The 16014-nt window shown below is 75.1% G+C and carries 16 protein-coding genes and 1 pseudogene; 11 read left to right on the forward strand and 6 right to left on the reverse strand.

Annotation, left to right across the window (positions count from 1 at the left end; genetic code table 11):
• Nucleotides 1–108 precede the first annotated feature (108 nt).
• Entirely contained in the window at nucleotides 109–1071 is a 963-nt protein-coding gene (locus ACFY2B_RS14000; protein ID WP_390763366.1) for an NAD-dependent epimerase/dehydratase family protein, read from the reverse strand.
• Nucleotides 1072–1532: 461 nt separating this feature from the next.
• Between ACFY2B_RS14000 and ACFY2B_RS14005 the strand changes: the two genes are divergently transcribed.
• From ACFY2B_RS14005 to ACFY2B_RS14020, 4 genes are all read left to right on the forward strand, one after another.
• Complete coding sequence (locus ACFY2B_RS14005) at nucleotides 1533–2477, forward strand: ScbA/BarX family gamma-butyrolactone biosynthesis protein (protein ID WP_390763367.1); 945 nt, start codon at nucleotides 1533–1535, stop codon at nucleotides 2475–2477.
• A 101-nt stretch (nucleotides 2478–2578) separates the two neighbouring features.
• Nucleotides 2579–3067: a MarR family winged helix-turn-helix transcriptional regulator gene (locus ACFY2B_RS14010; protein ID WP_390763368.1), complete on the forward strand. Its 489-nt coding sequence runs from the start codon at nucleotides 2579–2581 to the stop codon at nucleotides 3065–3067.
• A complete protein-coding gene (locus ACFY2B_RS14015) occupies nucleotides 3064–3510 on the forward strand; it encodes a MarR family winged helix-turn-helix transcriptional regulator (protein WP_390763369.1) in 447 nt (148 codons plus the stop codon). The genes ACFY2B_RS14010 and ACFY2B_RS14015 overlap by 4 nt, the downstream gene beginning before the upstream one ends.
• A gap of 82 nt (nucleotides 3511–3592) precedes the next feature.
• Nucleotides 3593–3967 (forward strand): tetratricopeptide repeat protein, encoded by a 375-nt coding sequence (locus tag ACFY2B_RS14020; protein ID WP_390763370.1) that lies wholly within the window; start codon nucleotides 3593–3595, stop codon nucleotides 3965–3967.
• Nucleotides 3968–4118: 151 nt separating this feature from the next.
• Here the strand turns inward: ACFY2B_RS14020 and ACFY2B_RS14025 are convergent, their stop codons facing one another.
• Complete coding sequence (locus ACFY2B_RS14025) at nucleotides 4119–5048, reverse strand: M56 family metallopeptidase (RefSeq protein ID WP_390763371.1); 930 nt, start codon at nucleotides 5046–5048, stop codon at nucleotides 4119–4121.
• A 6-nt stretch (nucleotides 5049–5054) separates the two neighbouring features.
• Nucleotides 5055–5489 (reverse strand): BlaI/MecI/CopY family transcriptional regulator, encoded by a 435-nt coding sequence (locus ACFY2B_RS14030; protein ID WP_390763372.1) that lies wholly within the window; start codon nucleotides 5487–5489, stop codon nucleotides 5055–5057.
• A 243-nt stretch (nucleotides 5490–5732) separates the two neighbouring features.
• On the opposite strand from ACFY2B_RS14030, the gene ACFY2B_RS14035 reads away from it, so the two are divergent.
• Entirely contained in the window at nucleotides 5733–6377 is a 645-nt protein-coding gene (locus ACFY2B_RS14035) for a peptide deformylase (protein WP_390763373.1), read from the forward strand.
• Between the two features lie 26 nt (nucleotides 6378–6403).
• Here the strand turns inward: ACFY2B_RS14035 and ACFY2B_RS14040 are convergent, their stop codons facing one another.
• Nucleotides 6404–7831 carry a dihydrolipoyl dehydrogenase family protein gene (locus ACFY2B_RS14040; protein WP_390763374.1) on the reverse strand — a complete coding sequence of 476 codons (1428 nt, stop codon included), beginning with the start codon at nucleotides 7829–7831 and terminating at the stop codon, nucleotides 6404–6406.
• Between the two features lie 117 nt (nucleotides 7832–7948).
• Here ACFY2B_RS14040 and trxA point away from each other — a divergent pair, with 117 nt between their 5' ends.
• The 3 genes from trxA to ACFY2B_RS14055 all read left to right on the forward strand — a co-directional run bounded on the left by trxA (nucleotide 7949) and on the right by ACFY2B_RS14055 (nucleotide 10639).
• The gene (gene trxA, locus ACFY2B_RS14045) at nucleotides 7949–8329 is read left to right on the forward strand and encodes a thioredoxin (RefSeq protein ID WP_376538113.1); all 381 of its coding nucleotides are present in this window, start codon (nucleotides 7949–7951) and stop codon (nucleotides 8327–8329) included.
• 478 nt (nucleotides 8330–8807) lie between these two features.
• Complete coding sequence (locus ACFY2B_RS14050; protein ID WP_390763375.1) at nucleotides 8808–9482, forward strand: TetR/AcrR family transcriptional regulator; 675 nt, start codon at nucleotides 8808–8810, stop codon at nucleotides 9480–9482.
• Nucleotides 9483–9502: 20 nt separating this feature from the next.
• Nucleotides 9503–10639, forward strand: a complete 1137-nt coding sequence (locus ACFY2B_RS14055; protein ID WP_390763376.1) for an FAD-dependent oxidoreductase — start codon at nucleotides 9503–9505, stop codon at nucleotides 10637–10639.
• A 29-nt stretch (nucleotides 10640–10668) separates the two neighbouring features.
• On the opposite strand, the pseudogene ACFY2B_RS14060 reads toward ACFY2B_RS14055, so the two are convergent.
• Nucleotides 10669–11322 (reverse strand): annotated as a pseudogene (locus ACFY2B_RS14060) (TetR/AcrR family transcriptional regulator); the annotation flags it as partial.
• A 99-nt stretch (nucleotides 11323–11421) separates the two neighbouring features.
• Between ACFY2B_RS14060 and ACFY2B_RS14065 the strand changes: the two are divergent.
• From ACFY2B_RS14065 to ACFY2B_RS14075, 3 genes are all read left to right on the forward strand, one after another.
• The gene (locus ACFY2B_RS14065; RefSeq protein WP_390763377.1) at nucleotides 11422–11979 is read left to right on the forward strand and encodes an NAD(P)H-dependent oxidoreductase; all 558 of its coding nucleotides are present in this window, start codon (nucleotides 11422–11424) and stop codon (nucleotides 11977–11979) included.
• A gap of 196 nt (nucleotides 11980–12175) precedes the next feature.
• A complete protein-coding gene (locus ACFY2B_RS14070) occupies nucleotides 12176–13150 on the forward strand; it encodes an alpha/beta hydrolase (RefSeq protein ID WP_390763378.1) in 975 nt (324 codons plus the stop codon).
• Between the two features lie 132 nt (nucleotides 13151–13282).
• Nucleotides 13283–14308 carry a helix-turn-helix domain-containing protein gene (locus ACFY2B_RS14075; RefSeq protein WP_390763379.1) on the forward strand — a complete coding sequence of 342 codons (1026 nt, stop codon included), beginning with the start codon at nucleotides 13283–13285 and terminating at the stop codon, nucleotides 14306–14308.
• 243 nt (nucleotides 14309–14551) lie between these two features.
• Here ACFY2B_RS14075 and ACFY2B_RS14080 read toward each other — a convergent pair whose 3' ends face one another.
• Nucleotides 14552–16003 carry an MFS transporter gene (locus ACFY2B_RS14080; RefSeq protein ID WP_390763380.1) on the reverse strand — a complete coding sequence of 484 codons (1452 nt, stop codon included), beginning with the start codon at nucleotides 16001–16003 and terminating at the stop codon, nucleotides 14552–14554.
• Nucleotides 16004–16014: the final 11 nt, after the last annotated feature.

Below are 16014 nucleotides of genomic sequence, written 5' to 3' on the forward strand. Positions count from 1 at the left end.
GCCGCCGCGTCGGGCCGCGGGAGCCGCGTGTGCTCGGCCGCGCCCCGGCGGGAGCCGGCCGCGGGCGGTCGCTGCGCCGCGTCGGCGGCCGGGGCCGCGTCGCCGTGGTCAGTCCGGTGCCGCCGTGCGGACGTGGGCGCGGTACCAGGGGGCCCAGGACGCCATCCGGTGCAGCGGGTCCGGGTCATACGGTACCTCGGCCAGCCGCCACACCCGTTCGCTGCTGAACCAGTTGTCCTGTGCGAGGAGTTCGAACTGACGCCGGCTCACCCGGCTGCCGGAGGCGGCCAGGTGCTCCAGGCAGCGGGGCCAGCTCAGGTCCCGGTCGGGAACGGCGGGCAGGACCCCGTGGGCGACGAGGGCGTCCAGCAGGTCGCCCGAGCGCACCGGACGGGGGTGGCTCGCGTGCTGGACCGACGGCCCCGGCAGACCGGGGGCGTCCAGGGTGGCGGTGATCAGCCGGGCCAGGTCCTCCACGGCGACGAGGGACGTCAGCGCGCGCCCCGCGTCCCAGCGGGCGGGGACCGAGCGGAGCAGTTCGGCCAGCGCGGGCACCACCCACCGGTCCCCGGCACCCAGGACGAGCCCCGGACGCAGCACCACCGCGCCGGCGTCCAGGGCGGACCGCTCCCCGGCGAGACGGGTCGAGCTGGCCGCCGAGACCGGGGACGGCTCCACGTCGCCGACGTCCGGTCCCCGATGCGGTCCGCGGCCGTACACGGCGGCCGTGGACAGCTGTGTCACGCGCGGTACGCCGGACCGGACCGCCTCGGCCATGAGCCGGGCCGTGCCGTGCACGTTCACCGCGGTGCACGCGTCCGCGTCGCCGCCGACCAGGGAGGCCAGATGGAGCACCGCGTCCGCGCCCGCGCACACGTCGCGCAGCGAGTCCGGCGCCGCCAGGTCGGCCCGGAACCACTGCGCGCCCGCCGCGATCAGCGCCTCGGGCCGCCGGCGTGTCACGACGCGGACCTGCCATGCCGGGTCGCGCAGCAGCAGCTCCGCGACCCGGGAGCCGATGAAGCCGGTGGCTCCGGTGAGCACCACCCGGCGTTGTGTCCCCTGTGTCACGTCCGTCCCACTTCCTGACTCCTTTGCTTCCTCGCGGCCGGCGCGGGGCCGCGCCCGCTCTCGACGACGCTCCGCGGCGGGGTCTCGGCGCGGGCCGGCCGGGGCCGCGGACGGCACCCCGGCAGCCGACGCGGACGGGGAAGCCGGCGGAGGTCCGGAGCCCTGGGTCATCGTGGCAGGCTCCACCCGCCGGCCAGGGGCGCACCCGCCCCGAAGCGCCGGTCTCCCGGCCCCGCGGCACGGCGGACGCCCGCCCGCAACCGCCTGGTGCGCCGCGGCTCTCCCCCGGGCGCGAACACGGCGTCCGCCAACTGCTGCCGCCCCGCCGCCTCTTGGGGCCGCCGCCCGCCTTCGCCATGCCGCCCAAAGTTACAAACAGAACGCCCCCCATGTCACACGGGCACCTATTACCGTGTCCGGCGGCTGCTTCGGCCCGACAGGAGATCCAAGGGGAACCCATCATGTCCGCACGGAACGAGATCGACGACCGTCCCGCCGCCCAGGACGTCACGGACGACCTGACGCCGGTGGTGCCCTGGCAGGTGCACAAGGACCACGCCGAGGAGGTCTACCTCACCGACTGGCGCCCGGCGGGCCGTGACCGCTTCCGCATACGGGCGCGCCGGCCGGACGACCACGCCTTCTACCGTCTCGGGGCGGACCTGGACCCGCTGCTGCTGTGCGAGACCGTCCGGCAGACCTTTCCGCTGCTGTGCCACACCGCCTACGGCGTACCGCTCGGACACCAGCTCATCTGGGAGCGGTTCGGCTACCGGATGGCCGACGCGGCCCTGGCGGGCGTGGACCGCGGACGGGACCTGGCGCTGGACGTCCGCTGCTTCGACATCGATCACCGCGGCACCCGTCCCGCCGCTCTCTCGCTGCACGCCCGGGTGTGCTGGGGCGGGGAGCCCGTGGCCACCGCCGAGACCCGGTTCACGGTGCAGTCGCCGGCCGTCTACCGGCGGCTGCGCGGCGGCTCCGCCGACGCCGGGAGCGCCATGGCCCGGGCTGTGCCGGTGCCGGCCCCGGACCCGCGCACACGGTCCGGCCGGAACCGCGCCCGCGACCTGGTGCTCGCCGCGCGCGGCGCCGACGGCAGACAGCTGCGGGTCGACACCGCCCATCCGCTGTACTTCGACCACCCCGTCGACCACGTTCCCGGCATGGTTCTGCTGGAGGCGGCGCACCAGGCTGTGGGCGGCACGGACGTCACCGCTCTGGACTGCGTCTTCCACCGGTACGTCGAACTCGACCGCCCCTGCACGATCACCACGGTGCCGCCGGGCGAGGAGGACGGAGAGCGCCGCACCCGGATCGCGGCCGTGCAGGACGGCGAGGTCCGTTTCACCGCCACGGTCGCCGCCCGGGCCGGCGCCGTCCCGGAGGCGGCCGGCGGCGACTGACGGGGCGTCCGGCCGCGACTGCCCTTCCTCGGGCCGTCCACCGGATGCCGCGGATCCGAAAAATAGTAGCCATGTACATAGTATCCATGTACAGTATCGGCATGAGCAAGGGTTCCGAAGGGGCCACGCCGGGGTTCCTGGTGTGGCGTCTGTCCACGAAGTGGCGGGTCGCGGTCGACCGTGCGGTGGCTCCGCTGGGGCTCACCCACGCGCAGTACTCGCTGGTGGCCTCGCTGTACGGCATGCACCGCGCCGGCCGGCAGCCCAGCCAGCGCCAACTCGCCGACCACACGGGGCTCGAAGCCCTGTACGTGTCGAAGCTGGCGCGCGGACTGGAGTCCGCGGGACTCGTCGACCGCACCCGGGACCCGGACGACCCGAGAGCCGTCCGGCTCTCTCTCACCGAGCAGGGCCAGGACGTGACCCGGCGGGCGATCCACGTCGTCCACGGTCTGCTGCAACAGCTCCTGGCACCGCTCGGCGGGCTCGACGGGGAGCGGACCCGGGAGTTCACCCGCGACCTGACGGCCCTGCTCGACGCGCCACTCGACCCGTTCAGCACGACCGACAACGAGACGGAGCAGTCATGACCACCCCCGCACCCACCGTCGGCGGCCGCGTCATCGGCCTCGCCCACTACGCGTCGCGCGCGGTCCTGGAGCAGGTGCTGGACCCGCACGGCCTCACCTTCCTGCGGTTCGTCACGTTGCGGCTCACGGCCCTGGCGGACGGGCCGGTGGAAACCGACCGGCTCGTCGGCGAGGTCGTGGACGCCGTCAAGATCGACGCGGCGGACGCGCACGGCGCGGTCGCGGAGCTGATCGGCGCGGGGCTGGTGACGCCGCGGGAGCCGTCCGGCGTGCTCGTCACGGACGCCGGACGCGAGCTGCACGCCAGGGCTTCGGCCGAGACCGCGGCGGTCTCGGCCCGGATCTACGACGGCATCCCGGCGCAGGACCGGGCCGCGGCGGGCCGGGTGCTGGCCCTGGTCACCGAGCGGGCCAACGCCGAACTGGCCGCCTCCCGAAGGTGATCGGAGGCAGCGCCGGCACCCGGCGGAAAGCAGTGGAATATTGAACCATCCGGCTCCGTTGTGTGCGGCGAAGGAGGTCAGAGTGGAGACGACGGAGACGACCGGGACGACTGGGACGACGTACTACGACCACGGCACCCCGGCGGAGCGCTGGGAGCGCGGTCAGCAGTTCTTCGACGCCCAGGACTACGCGGGCGCGGCGCGCGTGCTGGCCGGGCTGGTGCAGGAGGTGCCGGAGCAGACCGGACCCCGGCTGCTGCTGGCCCGCGCTTACTACCACTCGGCCCAACTGCGCCGTGCCGAGGCCGAGTTGCGCGTGATCGTGGAGCGCGACCCGGTGGAGCACTACGCCCGGCTGATGCTGGGCCGCACCCTCCAGCGGCAGGCGCGGCACGGGGAGGCCGAGTCGCACCTGCGGATCGCCGCGGCGCTGGCGGGCGACCCGGGCGAGGAGTGAACGACCCGGTCGCGGGGGGGGGGGGGGGGGGGGGGGGGGGCGCCGGGGGGGGCGGGGGGCGGGGGGCCCCCCGCGGGGGGGGGGGGGGGGGCCCCCCGGCCCCCCCCCCCGCGGCATGGTGCCGTACGCGGGCGCACCCGGGGTGCGGGGCTCACAGCGGGGTCGCCGCGTGCAGCACCAGGAACAGCGTGACCGCGGAATTCGCGGAGGACATCAACGAGGCGAGGGTGCCGACCGCCGCGCCCCAGGCGGCCAGGCCGACCGCGGTGCCCAGCGAGGGCCAGGTGCGGGCCGTCGGCGCGGGGGCCAGCAGGGCGGCGACCCGGCGCGGTACGGGTCCGGCCGCGGCCAGGGCCGCGAGCGTCGCCGCGGGGGTGGCGCGGGACAGCAGGGCCGCCTTGCCGATCGCCCGGGCCACCGTCCGCCGGTCGCCGACCGCGCGGGCCGCCTCCTCGTCCGCCCAGCGCTCCGCCGTGTAGACGACGGCGGTGCGCAGGGGCCGCAGGAACGGGTTGGCCCGCGCCGCGAGATGGACGGCGAGCAGGTGGCGATGGTGCCGGGCGGCGAGGTGGGCGCGTTCGTGGGCGAACAGGGCACGGCGTTCGGCGGAGGAGAGCCCGTCGAGCAGCGCGGTGGTGACGACGACCCGGCCCGGCTCACCCGGCAGCGCGTACGCGTACGGCTCGGAGTCGGGCAGCACGGCGACCGTGACGCCGGGCAGCCCGGCCAGTGCCCGCCGGGCGCCGCGCGCGACCCGGCGGTGGAGCCACAGGGTGCGCCCGCAGGCCGCGGCGACCAGGCACAGGGCGGGGATGGCGGCGCGGCCCGCGATCCCGTCGTGCGGGACCGCCGCCCGTACCTGAGGGTCGGACCAGCCGTCCGGCAGCGGATTGCCGGGCAGTTGAGCGGTGCCGACCACCATGAGCAGGGCCAGGCACAGTGTGCTGCACACGGCCATGACCACCGCCACGGCGGTCAGCAGCCGGGTGGCCGTGCGCGGGTGCAGCCGCACCTCGGCGAGCCGGGCCACCGGCCAGGCGGACAGCGGCAGTACGAGCGGCAGGAAGACGAAGACCCCCATGCGGTGTCAGTCTGCCGTACCGCCCGGCGGGAGGTGCCGGGTGTTCCCCGGGTCCGGCCGTCCCTCGCGGTCCGCCCCTTCCAGCAGGGCGCGCAGCAGTTGCTCGTCGCCGGGCGGCAGGGCGGTGACGAAGCTCGCCAGGACGGCCTCGCGGTCGCGTTCGCCGTCGAGGAGGCGGCGCATGCGCAACGCGGCGAGCCGCGCCACGTCGGCCGTCGGGGTCCAGACGAAGGAACGGCCGCGCCGTTCCCGGGAGACGACGTCCTTGGCGAGCAGCCGGGTCAGGATGGTGACGACCGTGGTGTAGGCGAGGTCGCCGCCGAGCCGCTCCTGCACCCAGGCCGCGGTCACCGGGGCGTCCGCCTCGCGGAGCGCGCCGAGCACCTGGCCCTCCAACTCGCCCTGCCCGCGCCGCCGGGACCGGCCGTCCTCCCGCACCATGCCCGTCTCCCTCCGGTCTCGGCGTGTCTGCCTACGCTACTTCACCCCGGCGCCGGTGCCCCAGGGGCGTCGGCCACGACGGGACGCCCGAGCACGACGCGCGGCGCCGGTCACGTCGCCACGACGTGCGCGGCGGCGAACCGGACCGGTCCCGGCGGCTCGACCGCCGAGAGCACCGCCGGGACCGTCGTACCGCGACCGACAGCCGACAGCCGACAGCCGCAGGCATGTCATGCTGGCCGGATGGCACATCCCATTGATCGCGCACCCCTCGCCGAGCGGGTCGAGGAACTTCTCGCCGACGGCGGCCCGTTGCCCATCGTGGCGGCCGGCGACCCCGTGCTGCGCCGCCCCGCCGAGCGCTTCGAGGGCCAGCTCGAACAGGCGCTGCTCGACCGGTTCGTCGAGGCCCTTCGGGCCACCATGCACGCGGCACCCGGCGTCGGCCTCGCCGCACCGCAGGTCGGCGTGGGACTGCGCATCGCGGTCGTCGAGGACCCGGCGCCGGTGCCGGACGAGGTACGGCTGGCACGCGGACGGGTGCCGCAGCCGTTCCGGGTGCTGGTGAACCCCTCGTACACCCCGGTCGGCGCCGGCCGGGCCGCGTTCTTCGAGGGGTGCCTGAGCGTGCCGGGCTGGCAGGCGGTGGTGGCCCGGCACGCCGAGGTCCGGCTGCGCGGCGAGGACGAGCACGGCCGCGCCATCGACGAGGTGTTCACCGGCTGGCCCGCCCGGATCGTGCAGCACGAGACGGACCACCTCGACGGCACCCTCTACCTGGACCGCGCCGAACTGCGCTCCCTGTCCTCGCAGACGGCGATGGCGGAGCGGTGGACGCAGCCGACGCCCGAGGCCGCCGCGGCGGCCCTGGGCTTCGAGCTGCCCTGAGGGACCGGACGGCCGGCCCGGCACGGTCAGCCCCGGTAGGTCTCCAGCAGCCGCAACCACACCTCACTGATCGTCGGGTAGGACGGCACCGCGTGCCACAGCCGGCTGACCGGGACCTGTCCGGCGACGGCGACGGTCGCCGAGTGGATCAGCTCGCCGACGCCGGGGCCGACGAAGGTGACACCGCGCAGAACCTCGTCCTCCAGGTCGACGACCATCCGGGCGCGGCCCTTGTAGCCGTCGCCGTACAGGCTCGCGCCCGCCACGGAGGAGAACTCGACGTCGACGGCCCGCACCCGGTACCCGGCCTGTTCCGCCTCCGCCAGCGAGAGCCCGACGGCGGCGGCCTCCGGGTCGGTGAAGACGACCTGGGGTACGGCGTGGTGGTCGGCGGTGGCCGTGTGCGGGCCCCAGGGTTCGGCCCGTACCGGGTCTCCGGCGGCCCGCGCGGCGATGGCGGCGCCCGCGATCCGGGCCTGGTACTTGCCCTGGTGGGTGAGCAGCGCACGGTGGTTGACGTCGCCGACCGCGTACAGCCAGTCGGTTCCGGTGACGCGGAGGCTGTCGTCGACCGGCAGCCAGGACGCCGGCTCCAGGCCGACGGTGTCCAGCCCGATGTCGTCGGTATGCGGGACCCGGCCGGTGGCGAAGAGGATCTCGTCGGCCTCGATCCGGTCGCCGGCCGCGGTGACCACGACGACGGCGCCGTTCTCCCGGGCCACCGACTCGACGGAGGTACCGGTGCGGACCTCGACGCCGACGTCGGTGAGCGCCTCGGCCACCAGTTCACCGGCGAAGGGCTCCATGCGGGGCAGCAGGCCCTTGCCCCGGACCAGGACCGTGACCTGGGAGCCGAGGGCCTGCCAGGCGGTGGCCATCTCGGTGGCGACCACGCCGCCGCCCACCACGATCAGCCGGCCGGGAGCGGCCTTCGCGCTGGTCGCCTCCCGGCTGGTCCAGGGCTGCACCTCGGCGAGTCCGGGCAGGTCGGGCAGGAGCGCGCGGGTACCGGTGGACACGGCGACGGCGTGCCGCGCGGTGAGGGTCCGCACGGAACCGTCGGCGCCGGTCACGGTGACCGTGCGGGGTCCGGCCAGCCGGCCGTGGCCGCGGTACAGGTCGGCACCGATGCCCTCGACCCAGCGGACCTGTCCGTCGTCCTTCCAGTGCGCGGTGAAGTCGTCCCGGCGGGCGAGGACCGCGGGTGTGTCGAGGGGGCCCTGGACGGCCTGGCTCAGGCCCGGCAGGCGAAGGGCGTCGGCGCGGGCGATGACCGGGCGGAGCAGGGCCTTGCTGGGCATGCACGCCCAGTAGGAGCACTCGCCGCCGACCAGTTCGCTCTCCACGATCGCCGTGGACAGTCCTGCCGCGCGCGTGCGGTCGGCCACGTTCTCCCCCACAGGGCCGGCCCCCAGCACCACGACGTCATACGCGATGGATTCCGTTTCCGTCATGGGGCCAGTCTGGTGGGTGGTGTGCCCGGTGGCCACACGGGTACGCGCCCGGAATACGTACGCGGACGGCCGTGTTCTGTCCACGGTCCGGCCCACACCAGGAAGAGGGAGTCGCTCATGAGCAGCACCGTGGAGCTCACCAAGGAGAACTTCGACCAGACGGTCACGGACAACGAGTTCGTCCTGATCGATTTCTGGGCGTCGTGGTGCGGTCCGTGCCGCCAGTTCGCTCCGGTGTACGAGAAGGCGGCCGACGAGAACCCGGACCTGGTGTTCGGCAAGGTGGACACCGAGGCGCAGCCGGAACTGGCCGCGGCCTTCGGCATCCAGTCGATCCCGACGCTGATGATCGTCCGCGATCAGGTCGCCGTGTTCGCCCAGCCGGGTGCGCTGCCGGAGGCCGCCCTGACGGACGTCATCGGACAGGCCCGCAAGCTGGACATGGACGAGGTCCGCAAGAGCATCGCCGAGCAGCAGGCGACGGCCCAGGGCGAGTGACCCCGCCCGCCCGGACTCCGGGGCGTGCGCGGGTGTGCGGCCGGTGCGACCGGTGCGGAGCCCGGGCCGGTCGGCCAGGTGACGTGGCACCTGTGGAAATGATCTCGTGAGCACCGCCCGCGGGCGCGCAAGGCGCCGCGGGCGGTGCCGTTCTCCCCGGCCGTGACGGCCGGCCGGCAGGCGGGGGCTCGGGCGGCTTCCTGCCGTACGGGAGCCGCCGGGGTGCCCTTGTGTCTCCCGCCCCGCCCGGCCGCGGACAGCCCGGGTTCCGGCCGGGCGCGATCACGCCCGCGCCGCGCGGCCGTGCGCCGGACCCGGGCGCCTCCCCGTGCGGGCACGCCGTGCCTCCGCCACCTCCCGGCCTTCTCCGCCGCCGGGTCCCGATTCCCGACACGGACTCCTGAGCGCGCGCCACCTCTTCACGAACATGTTCGTTACGAACTTGTTCGGCACGAACATGTTCGTTACGCTGCTTCGCATGACAGCTCGCCCTGACGCCCCGCGCAGCCGCCGCGCGCGCCCCGCCAAGCCCGCCCTGACCCGGGAGGGAATCGTGGCCGCGGCCGTCGCCGTACTGCGCGCCGAAGGGCTGCAGAAGGTCACCATGCGTCGGCTGGCGCAGGAACTCGACACCGGCCCCGCCTCGCTGTACGTGTACGTCCGCAACACCGACGAGCTGCACGCCGCCGTCCTGGACGAACTGCTCGGCACGGTCGGGCAGGTCGCGGCCGAAGGCTCGTGGCGAGAGCGGCTGACCGCGGTGCTGACCGAGTACACCGGGATGCTCCTCGCCCACCCGACGCTGGCGCGCTCGGCACTGACCGCCCGCCCGTCCGGCCCCCACTACCTGCGCCTGATCGAGACGCTGCTGGCGCTGCTCGACGCGGGCGGCGTGCCGCCCGCGCAGGCCGCGTGGGGCGTGGACCTGCTGTTGCAGCACGCCACGGCGACCGCCGCCGAGCACGCGGGGCAGGACGCCGCCCCCGCGGACTGGGACGCGTTGGGCAGCGCCGTGCACGGGGCGTCCGAGCAGACCCACCCGCACGTCGCCGCCACCGCCGGCCTGCTGCTCTCGGGTGCGCCCGAGGCCCGGCTGTCGTGGGCGTTCGACGCGCTCGTCAACGGCATCGCGCAGACCGCCGTACCCGACTGACCCATCCTCAGGAGACCACCATGACCACCGTCCACCACCCGATCACCGTCGTCGGCGCCGGACTCGGCGGGCTCACCCTGGCCCGCGTCCTGCGTCTGCACGGCATCGAGGCGGCCGTGTTCGACCTCGACGACTCCCCCGCCGCCCGCACCCAGGGCGGCATGCTCGACATCCACGACGACTCCGGCCAGGTGGCGTTGCGCGCCGCCGGGCTGCACGACGCATTCCTCGCGCACGTCCATCCCGGCGGCCAGGAGACGCGGATCCTGGACCGCACCGCCACGGTCCGCATGCAGCAGCACGACGACGGCGCGGGCGGCCGGCCCGAGATCGACCGCGGCGACCTGCGGGACCTGCTGCTCGACTCGCTGCCGCCGGGGACGGTCCGCTGGGGCACGAAGGTCACGTCCGCGCGCCCGCTCGAAGACGGCCGGCACGAAGTGACCACCGCGGACGGCCGGACCGTCACGACGGACCTGCTCGTCGGCGCCGACGGCGCCTGGTCACGGATCCGTCCGCTCCTCTCGCCGGCCCGGCCCGCCTACACCGGCGTGTCGTTCGTCGAGGCGGATCTGTGGGAGGCCGACGCGCGCCACCCGGTGGCCGCGGAGGTGGTCGGCGGCGGCATGCTGTTCGCGCTCGCGCCTGGCCGGGGACTGCTCGGGCACCGCGAGACCGACGGCAGTCTGCACGTGTACGCCGCCCTGGAGACCGCCGAGGAGTGGCTGGACGGCATCGACTTCGACGACACCGAGGCCGCCAAGGCCGCCGTGCTGGAGCACTTCGCGGACTGGGACAAGAGCCTGCGGTCGCTGGTCGCGGACGCGGACGGCGCGCTGGTGCCGCGGCGGATCCACGCGCTGCCGGTCGGGCACCGCTGGACGCGTGTCCCAGGTGTCACGCTGCTCGGTGACGCCGCCCATCTGATGTCGCCGTTCGCGGGCGAGGGCGCCAACCTGGCGCTGCTCGACGGCGCCGAACTGGGCCTCGCTCTCGCCGCGCACCCGGGCGACACCGAGGCCGCCCTGTCCGCCTACGAGGAACGGCTGTTCCCGCGCAGCGAACGGTCCGCGGCCGAGTCGGCGCGCAACACCGCGCTGATCTTCCGCGACGACGCCCCGCAGGGGCTGGTGGAAGCCTTCGCCGACCACGACTGACCGGCCTGCACGGAGTGATCCGCGCAGGCCAACCGGGCGACCAGGTCCAGCCAGCCGGCCTCGACCCGATCCAGCGGCATACCGCGCTGGCGGATGAGATGGTGGACCAGGACGGGGCTCAGATAGCCCATCAGGGTCTGGGCCAGCAGCTCATGGTCCGCCTCGGGCACCGCCTGCCGCAGCAGCAGCACCAGATGGCTTTGCTGGACTCGGCGCGGCGCGGCCGAGAAGCGGCGCTCCGGGTCGGGCTCGGCCGCCAGTTGCAGGTCGAGTTCGTCTCCCATCCGGCGCAACAGCGTGACGCCGAACGCTTCCAGCCGCTGAACCGGTCCGGCGCCGGGGCCGAGCGGCGGCGGTCCGCTCATGAACGCGGCCTGGAACTTCTTCTCCGAGTGGTCCAGAAGGGCCGTCAGCAGGCCCGTGCGATCGCCGAAGCGGCGGAAGACGGTGCCCTTGCCGACGGCGGCCGCGGCGGCCACCGCCTCCATCGTGAGGTTCGCGGCGCCGTGCTCCCGCACCAGACGGGCCGCGGCCTCCAGCAGCCGGGCCCGGTTGCGGGCCGCGTCGGCGCGCAGGCAGGGCTCGTCCTCTCCGGTACCGACTTCGAGCAGCGGCATCTCCACCGGCTCCACGGGCGCGGGCAGGGGCGGCAGGGAGCTGGACATGAAAACAGCGTAAAGCATCGGAAGCAAACTGGACCGCGGTCCGGTTAGGCTGATACAAAATTAAACGGACCTCGGTCCGTTTGTCACAGCAATGTTTCAGCCCCCACTGGAGTTGTCATGCCTGTTCGTATCCTCGCCCTCGTCGGCAGCCTCCGCGCCGGTTCGACCAACCGCCGGCTCGCCGAGGCCGCCGTCAAGGTCGCCCCCGAGGGCGCCGAGGTCACGCTGTTCGAGGGGCTGGGCGACATCCCCTTCTACAACGAGGACATCGACGTCGAGGGCGGCGTCCCGGCCGCCGCCGCGCGACTGCGCGAGGCCGCGCAGGCCACCGACGCGTTCCTGCTCGTATCCCCCGAATACAACGGCACGATCCCCGCCGTGCTGAAGAACGCCATCGACTGGCTGTCCCGCCCGTACGGTGCCGGCGCCTTCGGCGGCAAGCCGGTCGCCGTGATCGGCACCTCCCTCGGCCAGTACGGCGGCCTGTGGGCCCAGGACGAGGCCCGCAAGTCCGTCGGCATCGCCGGTGGCAAGGTCATCGAGGACCTCAAGCTGTCCATCCCGGGCTCGGCGGCCCGCTTCGCCGAGACCCACCCGTACGACGACGCCGAGGTCGCCGCCCAGCTGACCGATGTCGTCGCCCGCCTGCACGGCAACGTGGGCGCGGCCGCCTGACCACCGCACCTCACGAGGGGCCGGAACCCACCGGGTTACGGCCCCTGCGGCCGCACCCGTACCGGGTGGCCGCCACCGGCCCGGGGCGCCACCCGCCGGTCGGCGGACAGGTCCCGCCGTACGGCGGCCCGGAACCCGGCGGCACGGCGCCGACCATGGAGGCACGCGCCGCAGCCGTACCCCGTGAGGAGAAGCCATGACCCCGGCCCCGCCGCCCCCGTTCGACCCTGAACTCGCCGCCGCCCTGGAGCTGGCCGGGCCCGTGCTCCCGGCGCCCTTCACCCTGGACGGCATCGACGCCGCCCGGGAGAACCGCGCCGTGGCCGTTCCGGAGGCGGACCTCACCGCGGGCGGGGCCTTCGAGGCGGCGGACCGGACCGTACCGGGACCCGCCGGGGCACCCGGGATCTCCCTGCTGATCCGCCGCCCTGCCGCCCCGCCGGCCGCCGGGCCGCTGCCCGTCCTCTATCACGTCCACGGCGGCGGCATGGTCCTCGGCGACAACCGGACCGGCGTGGAGGCCGCGCTCGACTGGGCGCGGGAACTCGGCGCGGTCGTGGTGTCGGTGGAGTACCGGCTCGCGCCCGAACACCCGCACCCGGCACCGGTCGACGACGTGTACGCGGGCCTGCTGTGGACGGCGGAGCACGCCGGGGAGATCGGCGGCGACCCGGAGCGGATCGTCATCGCGGGCGCCAGCGCGGGCGGCGGCCTCACCGCGGCGCTGGCCCTGCTGCTGAGGGACCGTCAGGGGCCGCGGGTGATCGGGCAGCTCCTGCTGTGCCCGATGCTCGACGACCGCAACGACACCCCCTCCAGCCACCAGATGGCGGGCCTCGGCGTCTGGGACCGGACGGCCAACGAGACCGGCTGGACGGCCCTGCTCGGCGAGCGCCGGGGCGACCGGGACGTCTCCCCGTACGCCGCCCCCGCGCGTGCCACGGACCTGTCCGGCCTGCCCCCGGCCTTCCTCGACGTCGGCTCCGCGGAGACCTTCCGCGACGAGGTCGTCGACTACGCCTCCCGGATCTGGCAGGCCGGCGGAGTGGCCGAACTCCACGTCTGGCCCGGGGGCTTCCACGGTTTCGACGCCGTCGTCCCGCAGGCGCCGCTGTCGCTCGCGGCCCGCGCGGCCCGCCTGGACTGGCTGCGCCGACTGCTCGCGGGGTGACCGGCCCGGCCCGCCGACGGGCCCGGTGACACCGGGCGCGGTCCACGCGTCCGTGAGCCGACGGCCCGGTGCCCGGCCGCGGCGGCTGCCGGGACTCCTCGGGAGCACCGGTCCGTGACGCATCATGGACACATGAAAGAGCTGGCCGGGCGGCTGGCCGCGGTGGATCCCGATGCCGGGGCCGCGGTCCGGGTCATCGCCTACTTCGACGCGCTGACGGAGAACCGCGCCGGTCTTGAGGCGCTGCTGCGCGGTGCCGCGGTCCTGGCCGGGTGCCCGGCACGCCTCGTGGACACGGACCGGCAGGTCCGGCTGAGGGTGACGCCGGACGGCCGGCGGACCGGCGTGGACACCGCCACGGAACCGGGCTGGCCGTCGGTGCCCCTGGTCCCCAACGGGCCCCCGGCGCTGTGGCTGGAGCGGCCGGAGAGCGGGCCCAGCGTCGTCGACGCCGTGATTCTGGAGCGGGCCGCCCACGCCGTGCGCACCGTGCTCGACCGCACCCGCGGCCGGGCCCCGGGCCGGGCCGACCCGGACCCCGCGCTCGTCGAAACGGTCCTGGACGCCACCGCCCCGGAACCGGCCCGGCTGCTCGCGGCACGGGGTCTCGGCCTGGACACCGCGGACCCGTCGCTGCGCTGCCGGGCCGTCGCCGCGGCGCAGGGCCCGCCGCGCGTCGTACCCGCCGGGCACCGCCCGGATCCTCAGGGCGGCGGTCCGCCCGCCGGTCGCCTCGGCGTCGGCCCGGCCGTCCGGGTCCTGGACCTGCCCCGCTCCTGGGCCGCCGCCCGCGCCGCGCTGCGGTTCACGGCGGAGGGCGGGGCGCAGGACCCGGGGCAACGCGTCGTCCACGCCGACGACCTGGGCGGGATCGCCCTGCTCACCGAGCTGATCGCGCCGGGTGCCGAACCGCCGCCGGACGTCCTGGCCGTCGAGGCCGCCGCGGCGGACGCCCCCTGGATGCTGGGCACGCTGCACGCCGTCGCCACGACGGCGAGTCTGCGCACGGCGGCCGCGGAGGTCAGCGTGCACCACTCCACGCTCCAGGACCGCCTGCTGCACGCCGAGCATCTGCTGGGCTGGCCCGTGCGCACCCCGCAGGGCCGGTTCCGTCTGCAACTGGCCCTGGCCATGCGGCAGTTGGCGCGCGGCCAGTAGTACGGGGCCGGACGATGAGTTCCACGGCACGCCGGACGACCGGCCGGGCACCGTCCGGAACGGGCGACGCGCCCGGGGACGACCGCCCCGTCCGGCGGCGGCCGCCCACCGCCGCCACGCCGCAGGCCGCACGCCGCACGCCGCACGCCGGAACGGGTGCCCGTCGCGACGCCGGACACCCGTCGCGGTCGCGGGTCGCGGTGGCGGACGGCCGTCGCGGTGACGGGCGACGGGCCGACCGGGTCAGACCGAGGCGTCCTCCTTCGCCGCGGCCGGGTCCGCCGTGCCCCCGGCGGCCGGCGCGGTGCGGGCGGCGGGGATGACCGCGGCGACGGCCGCGGAGACCAGCGCGAGACCGCCACCGATCAGCAGGGCGGTGCGGAAGCCCGCCTCGGAGGCGAAGGTGTGACCGCCCATGGTGGTGGTCAGCTGGGCGAGGATCACGCCGATGACGGCGGAGCCGATCGAGGTGCCGAGCGAACGCATGAGCGTGTTGAAGCCGTTGGCCGCCGCCGTCTCGGCGATCGGTACGGAACTCATGATGAGCGCGGGCATCGAGCCGTAGGCAAGGCCCACACCACCGCTGGTGACAATGGAGACGATCATCAGGCCCCAGGCGGAGCCCAGCAGCGCCATGGACAGGCCGTACCCGACGGCGATCACCAACGCCCCGCTGACCAGGGTGAACTTGGGACCGCGGGCGTTGGTCAGCTTGCCGCCGAGCGGGGAGACGATCATCATCATGAGGCCGCCGGGGGCCATCCACAGACCGGCTGCGAGCATCGACTGGCCCAGGCCGTAGCCGGTGGCCTTGGGGAACTGCAGCAACTGCGGCAGCACCAGCATGCTCGCGTACATGCCGAATCCGACGAAGACCGAGGCGACGTTGGTGAGCAGCACCCGGGGACGGGCCGTGGTGCGCAGGTCGATCAGCGGGTCACCGGTCCGCAGCTCCCACCGGCCCCAGCCGGCCAGCACCACGACGGCGACGGCGAACAGGCCGAGCGTGGTCGCCGAACCCCAGCCCCAGTCGGCGCCCTTGGAGACCGCGAGCAGCAGGCAGACCAGGGCGACACCGAGACCGAGCGCGCCCGGCAGGTCGAAGCGCTGACCTCGGGCCGCGGCCGGGACGTCCGGGATCATGAAGAAGATCAGCACCGCGACGACGACGGCGAGTCCCGCGGACCCCCAGAACAGCACCCGCCAGTCGGCGTACTGGGCGACGGCGGCGGCGATCGGCAGGCCGAGGCCGCCGCCGATCCCCATCGACGCGCTGACCAGTGCGATCGAGGAACTGAGCCGCTCCGCGGGCACCACGTCGCGCAGCAGGGCGATGCCCAGCGGCACCATGCCCATGCCCATGCCCTGGAGTCCACGACCGATGATCATCGTCACTACGGAGGACGACAGGGCGCTCACCACCGAGCCCGCGATCAGCGGCACGGCGCACACGAGCAGCATGCGCCGCTTGCCCAGGAGGTCTCCGAGCCGCCCCACGACGGGCACGCAGACGGCGGCCACCAGCAGGGTGACGGTGATCACCCAGGCCGCGTTCGAGGGCGTCGTGTGCAGGATCTGTGGCAGTTCCGCCAAGAGCGGGGTGACCAGGGTCTGCATGATCGCTGCCGTGATGCCGGCCAGCGCCAGGGTCGCGACCACACCGCCTGAGCGGGTCGTCGGCTGGGGGGCGTCCATTTCTGGGGACT

Origin of the sequence: Streptomyces sp. NPDC001270 (assembly GCF_042896695.1) — a bacterium.
Classification (GTDB): domain Bacteria; phylum Actinomycetota; class Actinomycetes; order Streptomycetales; family Streptomycetaceae; genus Streptomyces.